This is a genomic window from Paracoccus caeni (assembly GCF_016629665.1).
In the GTDB taxonomy this organism is placed as follows: domain Bacteria; phylum Pseudomonadota; class Alphaproteobacteria; order Rhodobacterales; family Rhodobacteraceae; genus Paracoccus; species Paracoccus caeni.
In genome coordinates, this window is sequence record NZ_JAEPRQ010000004.1 from 253367 (window position 1) to 268079 (window position 14713).

The following is a 14713-nucleotide window of genomic DNA, read 5'->3' on the forward strand; positions in this document are numbered from 1 at the left end:
ACCCACTCACAGAGGCGGCAATACGGGGCCGGACGACCTCGGCCCCTCGGGAAACAGATTACCGATCCGCATCCCCAACACCTCGGCCGCGGCCAGAGCCGGGGCAAGATAGCTGGTCCCCTTTCCCCGCTCCAATTCGCTGACGAAGCGACGATTGGTGCTTATCATGCCCGCGAGATCGGCCTGAGTATATCCAAGCGCCTTCCTGCGCGCCCGGATAGCCGCGCCGAATTCCCGAGCCAGACGTTCTTCAGCCGTGGACAGGTCCATGAAACCCTCGCAGAAATGATACGTAGTTGTATCTCATTCGGCGCGCAGAAACAATATGGTACGCAGGTGTATCATTACAGCAATGAAGCCCAAAATGATACCATACGGTATCACCACACCCATGATCCGCCAGTTGTTACCGAGTGGTATCTTCGACATATGCATCCGAGGGTGTGCTTGACGGTGCTGGTATAGACACATTCGGTCAACGCCAGCTCAGGTGGCTCTGAATGTGGCGTTGGTGGCTGTTCAGGCGGGCCGCCTGCAATTCGCCGCGACCCATCGGGGTGCGGGTGTAGATCAGTTCACCACGCCCAACGATACCCTGCCAGTTGCGCCAGAAAATTTCGGCGCGCTCCTTGCGACCATCGAACCGGGGCGGAACAGCGAAATACTGGAACCGCTTGGTGAACAGCCCCGAGCGAACGATGATGACGTAGCGCGGATTTACCACAGGGTCGAGCAACTGCCGCAGGCTGTCGTGAAACAGGCTTTCGGTCAGCCGCGAGGCACCGCGCAGGCTGATATAGAAACGACCGCCCCTCTGGGACACCTCGGGGGAAAGAGGCGTCGCTGAGGGCAGATCGCCCAGTTCGCGCAAAGCCTCGATCACCAGCCGCGCAAGCCGCTCCAGACCGCGCCGGGTCTCGTCATCCGTCTGATCCCGCCCGAACATCACCATCAGCCGACCGCGCCATGACAGCGCCGAGACCGGCACGACCTGCTGACGGATGCCCCGGTTGATGCCGGATTCGCGCATCAGTTGCGGCTGATCTTCGGCCCCCGCCCGCAGCGCAATCTGCCATTCCGCGGCCAGCGTCGTATGACGCCGCGCCATGTCGCATGTCATCTGGTTCTGCTGCCCGATATCCGCCAGCGGCGCGAAATGCGATCTTATCTCCCCCGCAGGGCGGTCCAAACGGGCGAAACAGTCAAACCGGCGATGCAGCCGCGCGACCTCTTCGCCCTCGACGCGACTGCCGGGCACGATCGCGAGATGCCAGATGTTCGCGCTCTTGTCCGCAACATTGCGATCCTTGCGCAGCGCCCGGCCACGAAGCTGGTTCACCGCCACGAAACGGGCAAGACTGGTCCCAAGGACCAACGCATTCAACGCCGGCGCGTCCCACCCCTGCCCCAAAAACGCCTGCGTGCCGATGACCACCCGGATGTCACCGCGCCCGAAGGCCTCATTAACCCGCGTCACCGCGTTCTGAAAATCGGGACCGGCGACGATGATATAGCCCGGCATTCCCGAAACCTCGCGCCCGGCCAGCCGGTCGCAAAGCCGTCGCGGCAGGCACACCATCTGCCCGGTCAGCAACGCCAGATCGTCATAGCCACCTTCGCGGTGCAGCCAGCGGAAAACGGCGCCGGCATTGTAGTCGCGCGGCTCGTGATCCAGCTTCATTGCGACATGACCGATCCGGTCCAGAAGGATCGCCATGCGCAGCCCATCGCCACGCGTCTCCCGCTCTTGCCGGTGGATCTCGCTGGTCGCTTCCAGCCGGGACTTGTCGTCGTCCAGAAGCGAGATCCGGTCTGCGAAACGGGGAGGCGGCAGGCTAAGCCGGTCGTTGCGCAATGCACCACCCGTCTTCAGCCGGGCAAGCATCGCCTCGGGAAGCGTCGTCAGATGCGCCGCCAACAGGATCTGCAACCACGACCAGTCCAGCCGGGGCCATTCAGCCTCATCCAGCCGCAGCAGGCGACGGGCATAGCTTGGCAAGGGCTGCCCGGCATCCCGCAAATAGATCAGCATGGCGCTGAACAATTCCGGGTTTTCAAGAATCTTCTGGCTCTGATTTTCGCAATCGGTGATCCAGGGTGATTGTTGCAGCATCGTCAGCAGTTGCGGATCGGCAGAGAGCGAGGCGAAAAGCTGTTTCTCTGCCGCAAGGTTTTGATCATAGGCCTGACGATCAGTTGTCCGGGCAACGAACACCAGATCCTGATGCGGGCAAAGATCGCCGGTCAGGACCAGTTCCGGCACCGAGATCTCGGCGTCAACCGGGCCGCAAAGGGCGCTGTAATTTTCCCACTCCCACGGCTCGGAATCATAAGGTGGCGTCGCGGTCAGCGACAATGTCACGGGCTGATGGGTCTCTTGCAATCGCGTCAGGCTCTGCCACCAGGCACGGCGCAGGTGATGCGCCTCGTCCAGACAGATGACATCCATCGGCGGCATCGGCTTGGCGCGGTTCTGGTGGATGTTCTGGTAGGTGCTAAGCCGCAAGGGAACGTCTGCATGCAGATCGGTGCTGATCCAGTCGGGCCGCTCGCCATCCAGAAAATCATCGCAAAGCCGCGCGATCCACTGATCCCGCACAAGCAGACTGGGCGCCAGAATCAGGGTGCGACCGCGAAGCCTGCGGATGATCTCCAGCCCCAGAACGGTCTTGCCGGCACCGGGGGCGGCGACCACATGCAGTTTCCGATCCTCAAGATGATCGGCCATTTCGGCAAGGATGCGGGACTGATAGCTGCGCCAGTCGTGTCGGAAACACATCCGCTGAAAGGCATGCACGGCAGTTGCATGTTCGGGTATCGGCATTCCAACCGTCCGTCAGATCGAGAGGCGCTGGAGCTGATCATCCAGCGCTTCCATCGTCAGGCGCAGGTCATCATGGCTACGGGCTCTGCAGGCCTCGGCAGCAGCGCGGGTGATGTCCAGCCAGTTCCTGAAATCGGCGATGGCAGTCTCATCCGGCGGACGCAGCGGATCGGCATGGGACAGCCGCGCCCAGCGAAGGCACAGTTCGGCCATGGTAGGAAGGTAGAACAGAAGAAACCGGCGCATGGCGGTAATGTTTCCCGGATTACGTTCGACCTGCGCCCGAAGGTCGAACGCCGCCGCCGCCAGATCCCAGAACAGCCGTGCATGGGGCTGCACCGTCATTTCTGCGGACAGGCGGAACTGTTCGGTCGCGCCGTCGATGCTGGCCAGCGCATTGTCGAGCCGGGTCATCGGTCGCCGTCCGAACAGTCTGGAAATCAACCTCATCAAATAGTCCCTGCCCCGCGTTTCTGTTCGAAGCTAGAACCTATTGTGGGCGCGATCAAATGCCTACGCCGGGACGAAGGACGATCGGTTCGCCAGAATGGTGTTTCCAGATGCCCACGGGACAGCCGGTGGGACCAACGATTGGTCAATATCGTAAATCTAAACAGCTATGAAAGACGTGCGCAATTATGCAAATCTTGTAGGTCATGTTGACAAATGGCGAAGTCATAGCCTGCTGCAAGCGATGTCGATGAAGCCGAGGAAACTGTCTGCGATTTTGTCGTAGCGGGTTGCCAAGCGACGACTGTTCTTGAGTTTGTTGCAGCACCGTTCGGCCATGTTGCGCAACGTATAGATCGTCATGTCGACCACCTTGCGCACCTTGCGGTTCTTTTTGTATTGGGAATCACAACCGACCACGCAGGGCAATCCTTTTTGTCAACACAACCTACGACCAGAAAACGATTTTCCACGAGAAGATACTTTGTTCTCGGACGCAGGCGGCTCATGTTTTTCATGACCTCTATGCCGATTACTTCCCGCTGATCGTCGATGGCGAAGGGGTGACAGACCCGATCAGTCGGGCCGAACTGGGACGCTGAGACCACCGGCGCGATTCAATCGACGCGGTGGGGATAGGCATCTGGACCTTGTTTCGCTAGGTTGCAGATATACTGGTTCTTGCATTGCGCCCGCCCGGATGACCTCAACGACTGATAACCATCTTTTTGACCCGTGGCTGGACGTGGCAACGCCACTGGGCGTTGGTGACAGTAACGCCGCACCCTCCGGGCTGCAAATCACCACCATCGAAAGCGTCGGGCCGCTGGATGCCCAGTCCGGGGCTACCCTGAAGAAAACGGTTCCAGATGCTTTGCGGAACGCCCTCTTCGGCCAACCAGAGCCATCACCGGCCGAAATCGACGCGGCCGGCGGTGATCCGGCTGCTGTGCCGCCGATGCGGACCTACGCCATTCTGGATGCCGCCAAGGTAGTGAACCTGCCGGAGGTGATGGAAGACAGCGAGCTGGAGCATCGTTGCCTGTTCAAGGGCAAGGCTTACGACGACCTGAAGGACGCGGCTCCGTGGATCGTGCGGCTGGAGGACGGCAACACCTTCACCCGCAACCTGTTTACCCGCAGCGATGCCTATTGGCACCTGTGGGACAATCAGCCGGGGATCTATGTCAGGTCGCGCGCCTCGCTTGATGATATGTGGCGCCATTTCCGCAAGTTCGTCCGGATACCTGATCGGGACGGGGCATGGCTGATCTTCCGGTTCTGGGAGTCGGCAACGATGGTCGCCTATATGAACGAGCTGTCCACACGCCCCGACCATGCCCGGCGCTGGTTTGCAGATGGCCGGGTCGCTGACATGTTGCTGCCCTCGGCGCGCGATCAAATGATCACGCGCGTGCGGCTGGTCCCGGCACTGCCAAGCGCGCCGAGCGAGCCGCTTTACATCACGCAAGGCGACCGCAATGCCATTGCTGTCGCCCGGACCAAGGCGCGTCTGGATGCGTTGTCGGACCTTCTGGCCAGCACCTTTCCCGAGCTATGTACTCAAAGTCAGCGCGCACGTGATCAGATGACGCAGGACACGGTGCGACGGATGCAGGCTCATGGCATCCTGCAAGCAAAGGCACTGTTCATGATCTGCGCGTGGGAGCTGGCCCACGGGCCGAATTTCGAAGACCGCGACCCCGTGCTTCAAAGCATTCTTGCGCGCGCCTGCGACGAAACGCAGAAAATGCACCTTCTTCGCGCCCGCATGGCCGAACTGGCCTGAGGTCAGATCGCCTTGCCTGGCTGGTTCGGATAGATCTCTCTCTCCCGATCGCTCTCGCCGGACATGCCAATAGAATCCGGATTGGCCGACACATGGACGAAATTATTCACCACGAAGCGCGCATCCGCTCCGCCAACCTCTTCGCCTGCAATGATACGCTGGCCGATCGGTCGCAAATCCGGCGGGATCGTGTATTCTTCGGTCGAGGGCAGATCCAACAAGGGAACACCAAGCTCCAGGGCGCGTCGATGCATTGCCGCCATCGCCACACGCGACAGCCCCAGCCGGACCCAAGGGCGATGCAGGACGCGAGTTTCGTCGAAAACCTGCATGGTCGTTGGTGCGCCGAAGGCACCGGTGACCTGCTCCTCGCGCACAGGCCCGATGCGGTGTTGCAGGGCCGACGTCTGGTCGGGACGAATGAAACCTTCTTCAATCCATGGGACCGCGTCCTCCGGGCGAATACCCATCTGGCTACGGATGTCTTTGATCATGGCGATCTCATCCGGCCATGGCGACATGAATTTCTTTGACCCCGCCAGCGGGGCCGTGTCACCCGGATCGCGATACCCGCCACCCACGTCACTATGCGCGCCCGGCATCTCTTGGCGGTCACCTCCGCTTGGATGGTTGTCGTTCAGTCGGAAATTCCTGCGGTATTCGTTGACAGCCACCATATGAAATATCTTGTCGGCCTGCGCGGTCTTCAGGTGAATGTTGGCGCCGTAATTATATTCGACAGTTCCAAGCCCAATCGAGGCGACCGTTTCGAAGATCCCGACAAAGCGGATGCGGAATTTGCGCCCTTCAGGGACGCGTCCCTGAAGCCTTGTGCCGAACACCGGGTTGTAATCCACCCAACCCTGACGGAACGCATTGACGAAATAACGCGCCGCCGCCGCGCCACGGCTGAACCCGAAGACATCTAGAAGGATTTCTTCGGGCTCGATTCCGGGGGACATCCGGGCGATCTGCTGCCCAAGATCAAGCGCCGCATTTGCAACGGTGTATTCGACGCCGGTTTCCCCCATGCCCAATGCGCCGCCTATCTTGCTGTCCTTACCGCCACTTCTGGTGCCGATGCCTTTGGCGTAATACACACCAAACTTACGGCAAACGCCCGTTCCCCATTCGTTGACGATATCATAGGTGTCGCCGTCCTTATAAATCTGGGACAGCAATGCGACGTTGCTCGCCGCATTCGCATAGGATCCGGTCGTGCCACCCGTCCGTGCATTGGCCAGATTGTTGAACGTTCCATCGAAGAACACGCCGATCTCAAGCGCGGTCTTCGGGCAAGTGGCGGCAACCGAGCCTATGTCGCCTGACAGACCTGCACGGTCTGCGGCCTGATCTGCGCGGTCAGCGATTGGATCGGCTGTTTCCGTCATGTCACTGCTCCTTTTCGCAAGGTTCGGCGATGAGGCGGTCGTCGAAACGCGTCAGCATGTCTGGCAGCCGGGCGGTTTTTTCCGGCTCTCGCAGCAGGTCCCGGTCCTGATCGGGCCGACGGGTTCCACACGAACGAGCGATGTCGCGCGTGATGACCTCACGACTGGTGGGCACCGGGTCCGATCCCACGAGCAACTCACCGCCCGGCAGCATGAGGATATCCAAATGGCCCGTGCGAACATGAGAAGCCATATCGTCGCGGCGGATCTCGGCTTTCGCCTCATAGGCCCGACCCGAAGCAACCTCGATCCAAAGCGCCCTGACCTCGAATTGCTCTGGCAGCGGACCGGTCTCCACGGACATGCCGCCGGTGGTGCGCGGCGCGCTATCGGCGCCGCCCCGCGATAATTTGGGCAGCGGATAGGCAGGTTCCAGATCGTTGATGCGAAAATCGACCACCAGAACAGGGGCGCGCATGTCCGTTCCGAAGCCGAAAGTCAGGCGATCAATTGGTTCGGCCCGGCAGGCCGCAACTGAAAGGCAGGCCGCAGCTATCAGTACCGCAACGCAGCGGCGCGCATTGATCATTTTGGCGATCCTATGTCACGAATGTTGAAGCGATTATTCTCGAAATCCTGCAGCATGAAGCCTGTAACTCGTGCGACTTCAGTAAGATAGTCGACGGCATCGTCGATGGCGACATTCTCGACCCCGATCCCTTCCCCGACATCCTGAATCGGATAGGCCGCGTAAATCTGGCCATAGCTCAGCGGCCCCCAGGCGGCACGCGCCCGATCCAGCATAGGCTGGTTGTCCCGATCCACCCGGTCAAAAAAGAAGGGATGCAGCTCTTGCAGGTAGCTGAGCAGCAGAGCGTCATGATCAAGCGCCGGTGCGCGCTGTGTCAAAGCGGGCGCCTGCACCGCCCCCGATGCGGGTGAAACCAGAACCGCGCCATAACGGCTGTTCCAGCACAAGAAATTGCCCATCGCGCCATAGGCAATCAATTGCGTTCCCGTGCCAAGGTCAGCATCGCCGCCGAAAACCAGCTCGGTCACCCGATCAAAATCGCCCGGCATGGCCAGCCACAACCCACCGTCGCGAAGCGCCCCCACCCCATAGAGGCGCCACAGATCGATCAACAGATCCGGCACATGTCCGATCCTCGGTGTGATCCGCTCCTCGGACACTGCGCGGGCATCTGTCAACGGGCCGTGGCTCGTCATCAACTCGGCAAGAACGATCTCTCCGGGCTGACCGCCGACGGATGACAAAGACTTCATGTTGCATCCTTTACAGCATCTACCAAGTCTGGAGAGCCACATCCCTGATGGCAAGTTATAGCGCTTGGGATGACCATGTCTCGGGCGCGTATCCTTGGCAAGGATCAAGTAAAGCTGGGTAGCTGCGGTGGAATCCGGTTTCTCGACGGTATCTATCGGCGATCTTAAATCACAACCTTAAATCTGTGCCATAGGCGCTGACGGCGGCCACGCGCGGCATTGTGCATCTGGTTGGTGGATGTGGAGTCGCGAAATTGAGCCCTGGATTGACGGTCCGATCTTGATCGTTCTGGCAGCCCCGATCTGTGGGCTGTCAGCTTTTTACCTAATCGGGTTCTATATGGGCGGCTGACTTATAGTAGGCGCATTTCTGATAGCACAGCGCGGAATACGATCGCGCGGTGATGTATTCGGTGACCCCGACCGCCATCAGCTCGCGGGCATGCCCGCGAGCTGATAGGCATCGACACTTACAATCACTGGCACGAGGGGCTGATTGCCGATCCCGGCAAAAACCACCGAAGGCGTCTTACGATCAACAACAGGGCCGACACCTTCATGCAGCACAACAAACGGCGTAGCCGCATCGAGATCATGTTCGGACAGCTCAAAGATTGGAGGCGTGTAGCGATCCGCTACAACCGATGCCCGAAAGTCATCCTCTCCGCCATCGCGCTCGCAGCCACCGTAATCTATTGGCTTTGAGCCTTGACCCTAAATGACTCTAATCGGGCATATTTTTGAGGCTCAGATCGTGGTCCACTAGAGCTTCAACAATATGCCGATAGAGGTCAGATCGCTTTTCGAGACAGCGAGATGTTGGACCTGCCACAACAAGCGAGAGACGACGCCGATCTGCAGGCAATGGCACAGAAACACCGGCGAGATCAGGGACAAACTCGGAGTTGCTCTGATGGTAGCCTCGCTTCGAGGCTTCTATTAGCTCGTGCTCTACCTCTGCAGCGCTCTGCGGTGCATTCGGACTGCCGGAATCGAAATCCATACGGCGATACAGCGTATCGCGATCGCTTTTGGACATAAGCGCCATCAGCGCTCTTCCGACCGAGCTGGCATGGATCGGGACCCGGCTGCCGGCTGCGGCGAAGTATCGGATCGGTTGCCGGGATTCTGCCACAAACAGCATGATAGCGCTTAGGCCAGATGCCGAAGCAATACAGGTGGTTTCACCTGTCGAATCGCGAATCGCGCGCGCGGCGGCGATCACTGCATCAGGTAGAGGATCAGCCTCGGCTACAGCTTGCGACGCTGAAAGCCATCGCGGTGTAGGATAGTATCCGCCGCGTCCCGATGGCTCATAAAGATATCCGCGCCCTGACAATGTGCCGATCAGATTGAAAGTGCTGGACCTTGGCCAGCTCAGAGCTTCCGAGATTTCCGCCATCGTTGCGGGCTGCTTTCTTTCGGCGAAAAATTCCAAAAGGTCCAAAACATTGGCTGCTTGTCGAACTTCCACCTTCACGGTCCTTCCACATCTTCGATGATGCTTGTCATCAATTTTACCGCCCTCGCATAAATTCATATACAGAGACAAGAAGTTCATGTACATGAATTTAGAACTTGGCTTTGGGAGGAGCTTATGCCGAAATCACTGTTAAGGGGACTCTTGGTTTGCACAGTCGCCGCAGCGGCGCCGATCTGCGCATCTGCGCAAGAGACAGTCGGAGTGAAGCTGGGAGTGCTCGCCGATATGAGCGGCATTTTTTCAGACATCGGCGGTCAAGGGTCGGTCATAGCGACGCAATTTGCTGTTGACGACTTTATGAAGCGGCCGGAATCGGAGGGCTTCGACATCAAGGTCGTCGCGGCTGACGCCCAGAATAAACCTGACATATCGTCCGCAATCGCACGCCAATGGCTGGATGCCGACGGCGTCGATGCTCTGATTGACATGCCTACGAGCGCCATTTCTCTTGCGCTTGCGCCGATGGCGGAAGAGGCGAACAAAGTGGCGCTTCTGACTGCATCAGGAACATCAGACCTGACGGGTTCAGCCTGCACTCCGAATTCCGTCCACTGGACATATGATACCTGGGCGTTGGCTCACGGAACTGCCGATGCCCTAACCCGCCAGGGAAAAAAGAACTGGTATTTTATCACAGTAGATTTCGCACTTGGACATTCTCTCGAGCGCGACGCGTCGGCTGTCATCAACGATAATGATGGCTCAGTGCTGGGCTCGATCCTGCACCCAACTGCAACGTCTGACTTTTCGTCCTACCTTCTGCAAGCTCAGGCCAGTGGCGCTGATGTCATAGCCCTCGCGAACACTGGGGGTGACGCTAGCAATACATTGAAACAGGCGCGCGAATTCGGGCTTATTGATGGCGGCCAGACCTTTGCGGGAATGCTGATGTTCTTATCGGACATCCATTCCACCGGCCTAGAAATCGCACAGGGTTTGCTGCTGACCACCGGTTTCTACTGGGACCGCGATGATGAAACGCGCGCCTTCGCGCAGCGGTTTGCCGAAGAGAATGAAGGCAGGATGCCCACGATGAATCAGGCGGGGGCCTATTCGGCGACGCTTGCGTATCTCGAAGCTGTGGCAACGGTTGGCTCGCCAGAAGATGGGGCGGCTGTTGTGAAAGCCATGCGCGATCGTGGTACATTTGAAGACCCGCTTTTCGGTCCCACCTCATTGCGGGAGGATGGTCGGGTGATCCACGACATGCTGTTGGTTGAGGTTAAGTCACCTGCCGAATCCACGCAGGCCTATGACTATTACAAAATCATCGAAGTTCTGCCCGGTGAAACTGCCTTCCGTCCGCTTGATGCAGGCGGTTGCAGGCTGGTGCAATAGACCAACTGGGTCGGGGGCGATCTTCGCCCACCCAATCCACACAGTTCATGAGGTTTAAGATGGCCATTGAGTTGGCAGACGACGTATTGCGGTTGGACAGGCTGTATATCGGTGGGGAGTGGCGGCGTTCTGAGGATGGCGCTGAGATTGAAAGCATGGATCCATCGACAGGGCGAGTTTGGGCCGTCGTGGCAGCAGGCGGAAAGCGCGACGTGGACCTTGCAGTCGCTGCCGCACGGCAGGCGCTCGAAGGTCCCTGGGCGCAGATGCCGGGACACGAGCGAGCCGCCTTGTTACGACGTTTTGCCGATCTCTACGCCGCTCGTGCCCAGCAATTGGCAGAAATGGAAGCAAGAGATTCTGGCCGGGCGATCAGGGAAGCGCGAGCCGATATTGGAAGCCATCATTTTGGCTATCATTGGTGGGCTTCGCTTGCAGATAAGGCTTCGGGGCGAACCATTCCCTTCGACAGCACGGTTCATGCCTTCACGAGCCGTGTGCCAGTAGGGGTCGTCGCCGCAATCACCCCATGGAATGTGCCACTTATGGCGGCGGCCTGGAAGCTGGGCCCGGCGTTAGCCGCAGGCTGCACCGTGGTCATCAAGCCCGCAGAGCAAACCCCGGTCGGCACACTTGAATTGGGCAAGCTGTTCGAAGCGGCAGGCTTTCCGCCAGGTGTGGTCAACATCGTTCCAGGTCATGGCGCCGATGATGTGGGCGAATGGTTGGTGTCTCATCCGGGCGTCGACAAAATTGCTTTTACCGGTGAAGGCGCGACTGCGAAGGCGATCCTGCGCAAAGGTGCAGAGACGATGAAGCGGTTTACGTTTGAATTGGGCGGCAAGTCTCCGCACATCATCTTTGCTGATGCAGACCTCGAACAGGCCATCAACGCGGCGACGAATTCGGCGTGGACACTTTGTGGCCAAAGTTGCGCCCTTGGCTCTCGCGTGCTTGTGCAGAGATCAGTTTATGAGAAGGTTGCCGAGGCTTTCAGGCAACGTGCCCTCAATGTGCGCGTGGGGCCCGCCATAGACCCTCGCACACATATGGGGCCGCAGGCTCATCTTGCGCAACTTGAGAAGACCTTATCCTACATCGCCATTGGTCAAAGCGAGGGTGCAGACCTCCTGACAGGTGGAAAGCAGTTGTCCGGCGGCGATTTCGGGGATGGCTATTTTATACAGCCGACGGTTTTCGCGAACGTTTCCAACGACATGAAAATCGCGCAAGACGAAATTTTCGGACCGGTCGCCGCGCTGATCCCGTTCGATGATGAGGACGATGCCGTTCGCATCGCGAACGACACGCGCTATGGCCTGACGGCCGGTCTCTGGACCGGCGATACCGGACGGGCGCATCGCGTCGCATCACGGATACGGGCGGGGATGGTGTGGGTGAATACCTACCGCTTTATCCGCTGGTCCACGCCTTATGGAGGTTTCGGGGCAAGTGGCTGGGGGCGCGAGAACGGCGTCGAAGCTCTTGATGGATATCTCGAGACGCGCACAACAGTGGTTAGCACTCATGGCCGCTTTCCTGATGCATATGCAGATTAGAACGGAGTGACGCCCATGCGGCTGAAGAACAAGAGAGCCATTATTACCGCCGCCGCCTCGGGTATGGGTCGCGCTGGCGTCGAACTGTTTTTGCGCGAGGGCGCGACCGTCGTCGCGGTGGACGTGAACGAAGATGGGCTGAAAGCGCTTGTATCCGAGATGCACGGAAAGGGCTTTGACCTGCAGACCGTTCAAGCAGACCTTTCGAAACCTGAAGAAATGAGGAGCTCTATTCACGCGGCCGCGTCCCTTTTAGGCGGCGTGGACCTGCTTTGGGCACATGCAGGCATTCCCGGCCCGGCGGGTGTCGAAGGTCTGGATCTCGAGGAATATGACCTTGCCATGCGGCTTAACGTAACCTCGGCCACTTTGGCCGCAGGTGAAGCGATTGGCTACATGCGAAAAGCGGGAGGCGGCTCAATCGTATTCACTTCGTCGATCTCCGGCCTCATGGGATCAATGATGAGCCCTGTCTACTCTGCTGCAAAATTTGCGGTGGTCGGGCTGGCAAAATCGCTTTGCCAGCGCTTTGCACCTGACAACGTCCGCGTTAACGTCGTTTGTCCGGGCCTCGCCGACACTCCCATGAAATTGGGCTTTACCGGACGCTCGGGCGATCCGAAGGAGGCCGAGGCGAACCAGTCAAAGATTCTTGCCGCTGTTCCGATGGGTCGACTGGTGCGGGCGGACGAGGTGGCTCAGGCTGCCCTGTGGCTGTCTTCCGACGACGCGTCCTTCGTGACCGGCGTGGCTTTGCCCGTCGATGGCGGCTTCACCGCGCGGTAAAAGGGGGAAAACATGGTTGGCCCTCTTTCTGGGATTCGGATCATCGACCTGACCACTGTTATCGCCGGACCCTATGCCACACAGATGCTTGGTGACATGGGCGCTGAGGTGATCAAGATCGAACCTCCGGTCGGAGACATCATGAGGGCACCGGGCCCCGCCCGTTCGCCGGGGATGGGCGCTGCTTTCCTCAACTGCAACCGGAACAAGGATAGCATTTGTCTTGATCTCAAGAATTCCAACGATCTGAGCCGATTGGTTGATTTGATCGCTGAAGCCGACGTCTTCATTCACAATATGCGAATGAACGCGGCGAGACGCTTAGCTCTAGACCCAGAAGCACTGAACAAGCGCTTTCCCAGGCTGGTCTACTGCGCGATTACCGGCTTCGGGCAAGACGGACCCTATCGGGATCGTCCGGCTTATGATGACATCATCCAGGCGATCTCAGGCTGGGCGGCGCTGTCCTCTGACCCGGATGAGCCACCGCGCTACGCCCCGACCATTGTGGCTGACAAAACCGCAGGGCTTCACGCCGTTTCCGCGATCACTGCTGCATTGCTACACCGCGAGCGGACGGGACAAGGTCAAGCTATCGAAGTGCCGATGTTCGAGGTGATGGTGTCGTTTCTGGCCGTCGAACACCTGGCCGGGAAAAGCTTTCTGCCAGCCGAAGGACCAAGCGGCTATAATAGACTGTTAAATCCTTGGCGCCGACCGTATCGGGCAGCCGACGGTTTCATAGCGGTCATGCCCTATACTGCGGCCCATTGGAAATCTTTCTTCACCGCCGCGGGCCGAGCCGATTGGGCTGATGACCCCATCCTGATCGATGACGGGCAACGGGCAGCATCCGTGGGACAGCTATATAAGCGTCTGTCAGAGTGCGTTGTCCACAAAACGGTCGCCGAGTGGGCGGAACTCCTTGGAAAACTGGACATACCCTTTTCTCCCGTTAACCGACTGGATGAACTGGAAGGCGATCCTCATGTGCAAGCAACGGACCTCTTTCAAAAAGTCGATCATCCAACCGAAGGGAAAATGCTCGTGGTGCGGCCTCCAGTCCGCTTTTCGCACACACCATGTTCGATCCGTCGCTTGGCGCCGTCACTAGAGAGGAGCGTCCGGTGATGGCCGAAGTCAACGCTCGGGTGGTTTTGACCGCCCGGGGTCTGGGCAAGGACTTTGCCGGGTTCACGGCGGTCAACAATGTGGATCTGGATGTGCGTCACGCGCAGATCCACGCATTGATCGGGCCGAACGGGGCAGGCAAGACCACCGTCTTTAACCTGCTGACCAAGTTCCTGCCGCCGACGCGCGGCAGGATCGAGCTGTTGGGCAATGACATCACCCATACCGGCCCGGCCAAGGTCGCGCGGATGGGCTTGGTGCGCAGCTTCCAGATCTCGGCGGTGTTTCCGCATCTCAGCGTGCGTGAGAACGTCAAGGTCGCGCTGCAACGTCCTGCCGGGCTGGCCACGCAGTTCTGGCGGCCGCTTTCGGCGCTGGACCGGCTGAACGACCGGGCCGATGAATTGATCGACCGGCTGGGCCTTGGCACCTATCGCGACCACCGCGCCGCCGATCTGTCCTATGGCCGCAAGCGCGTGCTGGAGATCGCGACGACGCTGGCGCTGGACCCCGAGGTGCTGTTGCTGGACGAGCCGATGGCCGGAATGGGGCGCGAGGATGTGGCGATGGTGGCGGGGATCATCCGCGATCTGGCCGCCGACCGCGCCGTCCTGATGGTCGAACATAACCTGAGCGTCGTCGCCGATATCTGCGACCACGTCACCGTGTTGCAACGCG

At 59.3% G+C, this 14713-nt stretch carries 13 protein-coding genes and 2 pseudogenes; 7 read left to right on the forward strand and 8 right to left on the reverse strand.

What is annotated here, in order from left to right; genetic code table 11:
* Nucleotides 1-6: 6 nt before the first annotated feature.
* The 4 genes and pseudogenes from JJJ17_RS13315 to JJJ17_RS13330 all read right to left on the reverse strand — a co-directional run.
* Nucleotides 7-270: a helix-turn-helix domain-containing protein gene (locus tag JJJ17_RS13315; protein ID WP_200687259.1), complete on the reverse strand. Its 264-nt coding sequence runs from the start codon at nucleotides 268-270 to the stop codon at nucleotides 7-9.
* A 205-nt stretch (nucleotides 271-475) separates the two neighbouring features.
* Complete coding sequence (locus tag JJJ17_RS13320; protein WP_200687261.1) at nucleotides 476-2824, reverse strand: DEAD/DEAH box helicase family protein; 2349 nt, start codon at nucleotides 2822-2824, stop codon at nucleotides 476-478.
* Nucleotides 2825-2836: 12 nt separating this feature from the next.
* Nucleotides 2837-3274, reverse strand: coding sequence for a hypothetical protein (locus JJJ17_RS13325; RefSeq protein ID WP_200687263.1), 438 nt, complete (start codon nucleotides 3272-3274; stop codon nucleotides 2837-2839).
* 225 nt (nucleotides 3275-3499) lie between these two features.
* Nucleotides 3500-3670, reverse strand: a pseudogene (locus JJJ17_RS13330) (IS5/IS1182 family transposase); the annotation flags it as partial.
* Between the two features lie 304 nt (nucleotides 3671-3974).
* Here JJJ17_RS13330 and JJJ17_RS13335 point away from each other — a divergent pair.
* Nucleotides 3975-5063, forward strand: coding sequence for a DUF4123 domain-containing protein (locus JJJ17_RS13335; protein WP_200687265.1), 1089 nt, complete (start codon nucleotides 3975-3977; stop codon nucleotides 5061-5063).
* Between the two features lie 2 nt (nucleotides 5064-5065).
* Here JJJ17_RS13335 and JJJ17_RS13340 read toward each other — a convergent pair whose 3' ends face one another.
* From JJJ17_RS13340 to JJJ17_RS13350, 3 genes are all read right to left on the reverse strand, one after another.
* On the reverse strand, nucleotides 5066-6334 hold the full coding sequence (locus JJJ17_RS13340; RefSeq protein ID WP_200687267.1) for a T6SS phospholipase effector Tle1-like catalytic domain-containing protein: 1269 nt from the start codon (nucleotides 6332-6334) through the stop codon (nucleotides 5066-5068).
* A 121-nt stretch (nucleotides 6335-6455) separates the two neighbouring features.
* Nucleotides 6456-7043 (reverse strand): hypothetical protein, encoded by a 588-nt coding sequence (locus JJJ17_RS13345; protein ID WP_200687269.1) that lies wholly within the window; start codon nucleotides 7041-7043, stop codon nucleotides 6456-6458.
* Nucleotides 7040-7738, reverse strand: a complete 699-nt coding sequence (locus JJJ17_RS13350) for a GAD-like domain-containing protein (protein ID WP_200687270.1) — start codon at nucleotides 7736-7738, stop codon at nucleotides 7040-7042. The genes JJJ17_RS13345 and JJJ17_RS13350 overlap by 4 nt, the downstream gene beginning before the upstream one ends.
* A 570-nt stretch (nucleotides 7739-8308) precedes the next feature.
* Between JJJ17_RS13350 and JJJ17_RS13355 the strand changes: the two are divergent.
* A pseudogene (locus tag JJJ17_RS13355) lies at nucleotides 8309-8443 on the forward strand (transposase); the annotation flags it as partial.
* Between the two features lie 19 nt (nucleotides 8444-8462).
* On the opposite strand, the gene JJJ17_RS13360 reads toward JJJ17_RS13355, so the two are convergent.
* Complete coding sequence (locus tag JJJ17_RS13360) at nucleotides 8463-9305, reverse strand: IclR family transcriptional regulator (RefSeq protein ID WP_200687272.1); 843 nt, start codon at nucleotides 9303-9305, stop codon at nucleotides 8463-8465.
* A 30-nt stretch (nucleotides 9306-9335) separates the two neighbouring features.
* Here JJJ17_RS13360 and JJJ17_RS13365 point away from each other — a divergent pair, with 30 nt between their 5' ends.
* From JJJ17_RS13365 to JJJ17_RS13385, 5 genes are all read left to right on the forward strand, one after another.
* Nucleotides 9336-10559: an ABC transporter substrate-binding protein gene (locus JJJ17_RS13365; RefSeq protein ID WP_200687274.1), complete on the forward strand. Its 1224-nt coding sequence runs from the start codon at nucleotides 9336-9338 to the stop codon at nucleotides 10557-10559.
* 59 nt (nucleotides 10560-10618) lie between these two features.
* Nucleotides 10619-12118, forward strand: coding sequence for an aldehyde dehydrogenase (locus JJJ17_RS13370; RefSeq protein ID WP_200687275.1), 1500 nt, complete (start codon nucleotides 10619-10621; stop codon nucleotides 12116-12118).
* Nucleotides 12119-12133: 15 nt separating this feature from the next.
* Complete coding sequence (locus JJJ17_RS13375) at nucleotides 12134-12904, forward strand: SDR family NAD(P)-dependent oxidoreductase (protein WP_200687277.1); 771 nt, start codon at nucleotides 12134-12136, stop codon at nucleotides 12902-12904.
* Between the two features lie 12 nt (nucleotides 12905-12916).
* Entirely contained in the window at nucleotides 12917-14035 is a 1119-nt protein-coding gene (locus JJJ17_RS13380; RefSeq protein ID WP_200687279.1) for a CaiB/BaiF CoA transferase family protein, read from the forward strand.
* Nucleotides 14035-14713, forward strand: a 679-nt coding sequence (locus JJJ17_RS13385) for an ABC transporter ATP-binding protein (protein ID WP_200687281.1), incomplete at its 3' end; no start/stop codon positions are given. The genes JJJ17_RS13380 and JJJ17_RS13385, both read left to right, overlap by 1 nt.

What these genes read in the sequence shown, in the direction of transcription:
- JJJ17_RS13315 (WP_200687259.1), bottom strand. Translation starts at nt 270, where the DNA reads ATGGACCTGTCCACGGCTGAAGAACGTCTGGCTCGGGAATTCGGCGCG.
- JJJ17_RS13320 (WP_200687261.1), bottom strand. Translation starts at nt 2,824, where the DNA reads ATGCCGATACCCGAACATGCAACTGCCGTGCATGCCTTTCAGCGGATG.
- JJJ17_RS13325 (WP_200687263.1), bottom strand. Translation starts at nt 3,274, where the DNA reads ATGAGGTTGATTTCCAGACTGTTCGGACGGCGACCGATGACCCGGCTC.
- JJJ17_RS13335 (WP_200687265.1), top strand. Translation starts at nt 3,975, where the DNA reads ATGACCTCAACGACTGATAACCATCTTTTTGACCCGTGGCTGGACGTG.
- JJJ17_RS13345 (WP_200687269.1), bottom strand. Translation starts at nt 7,043, where the DNA reads ATGATCAATGCGCGCCGCTGCGTTGCGGTACTGATAGCTGCGGCCTGC.
- JJJ17_RS13350 (WP_200687270.1), bottom strand. Translation starts at nt 7,738, where the DNA reads ATGAAGTCTTTGTCATCCGTCGGCGGTCAGCCCGGAGAGATCGTTCTT.
- JJJ17_RS13360 (WP_200687272.1), bottom strand. Translation starts at nt 9,305, where the DNA reads ATGTACATGAACTTCTTGTCTCTGTATATGAATTTATGCGAGGGCGGT.
- JJJ17_RS13365 (WP_200687274.1), top strand. Translation starts at nt 9,336, where the DNA reads ATGCCGAAATCACTGTTAAGGGGACTCTTGGTTTGCACAGTCGCCGCA.
- JJJ17_RS13370 (WP_200687275.1), top strand. Translation starts at nt 10,619, where the DNA reads ATGGCCATTGAGTTGGCAGACGACGTATTGCGGTTGGACAGGCTGTAT.
- JJJ17_RS13375 (WP_200687277.1), top strand. Translation starts at nt 12,134, where the DNA reads ATGCGGCTGAAGAACAAGAGAGCCATTATTACCGCCGCCGCCTCGGGT.
- JJJ17_RS13380 (WP_200687279.1), top strand. Translation starts at nt 12,917, where the DNA reads ATGGTTGGCCCTCTTTCTGGGATTCGGATCATCGACCTGACCACTGTT.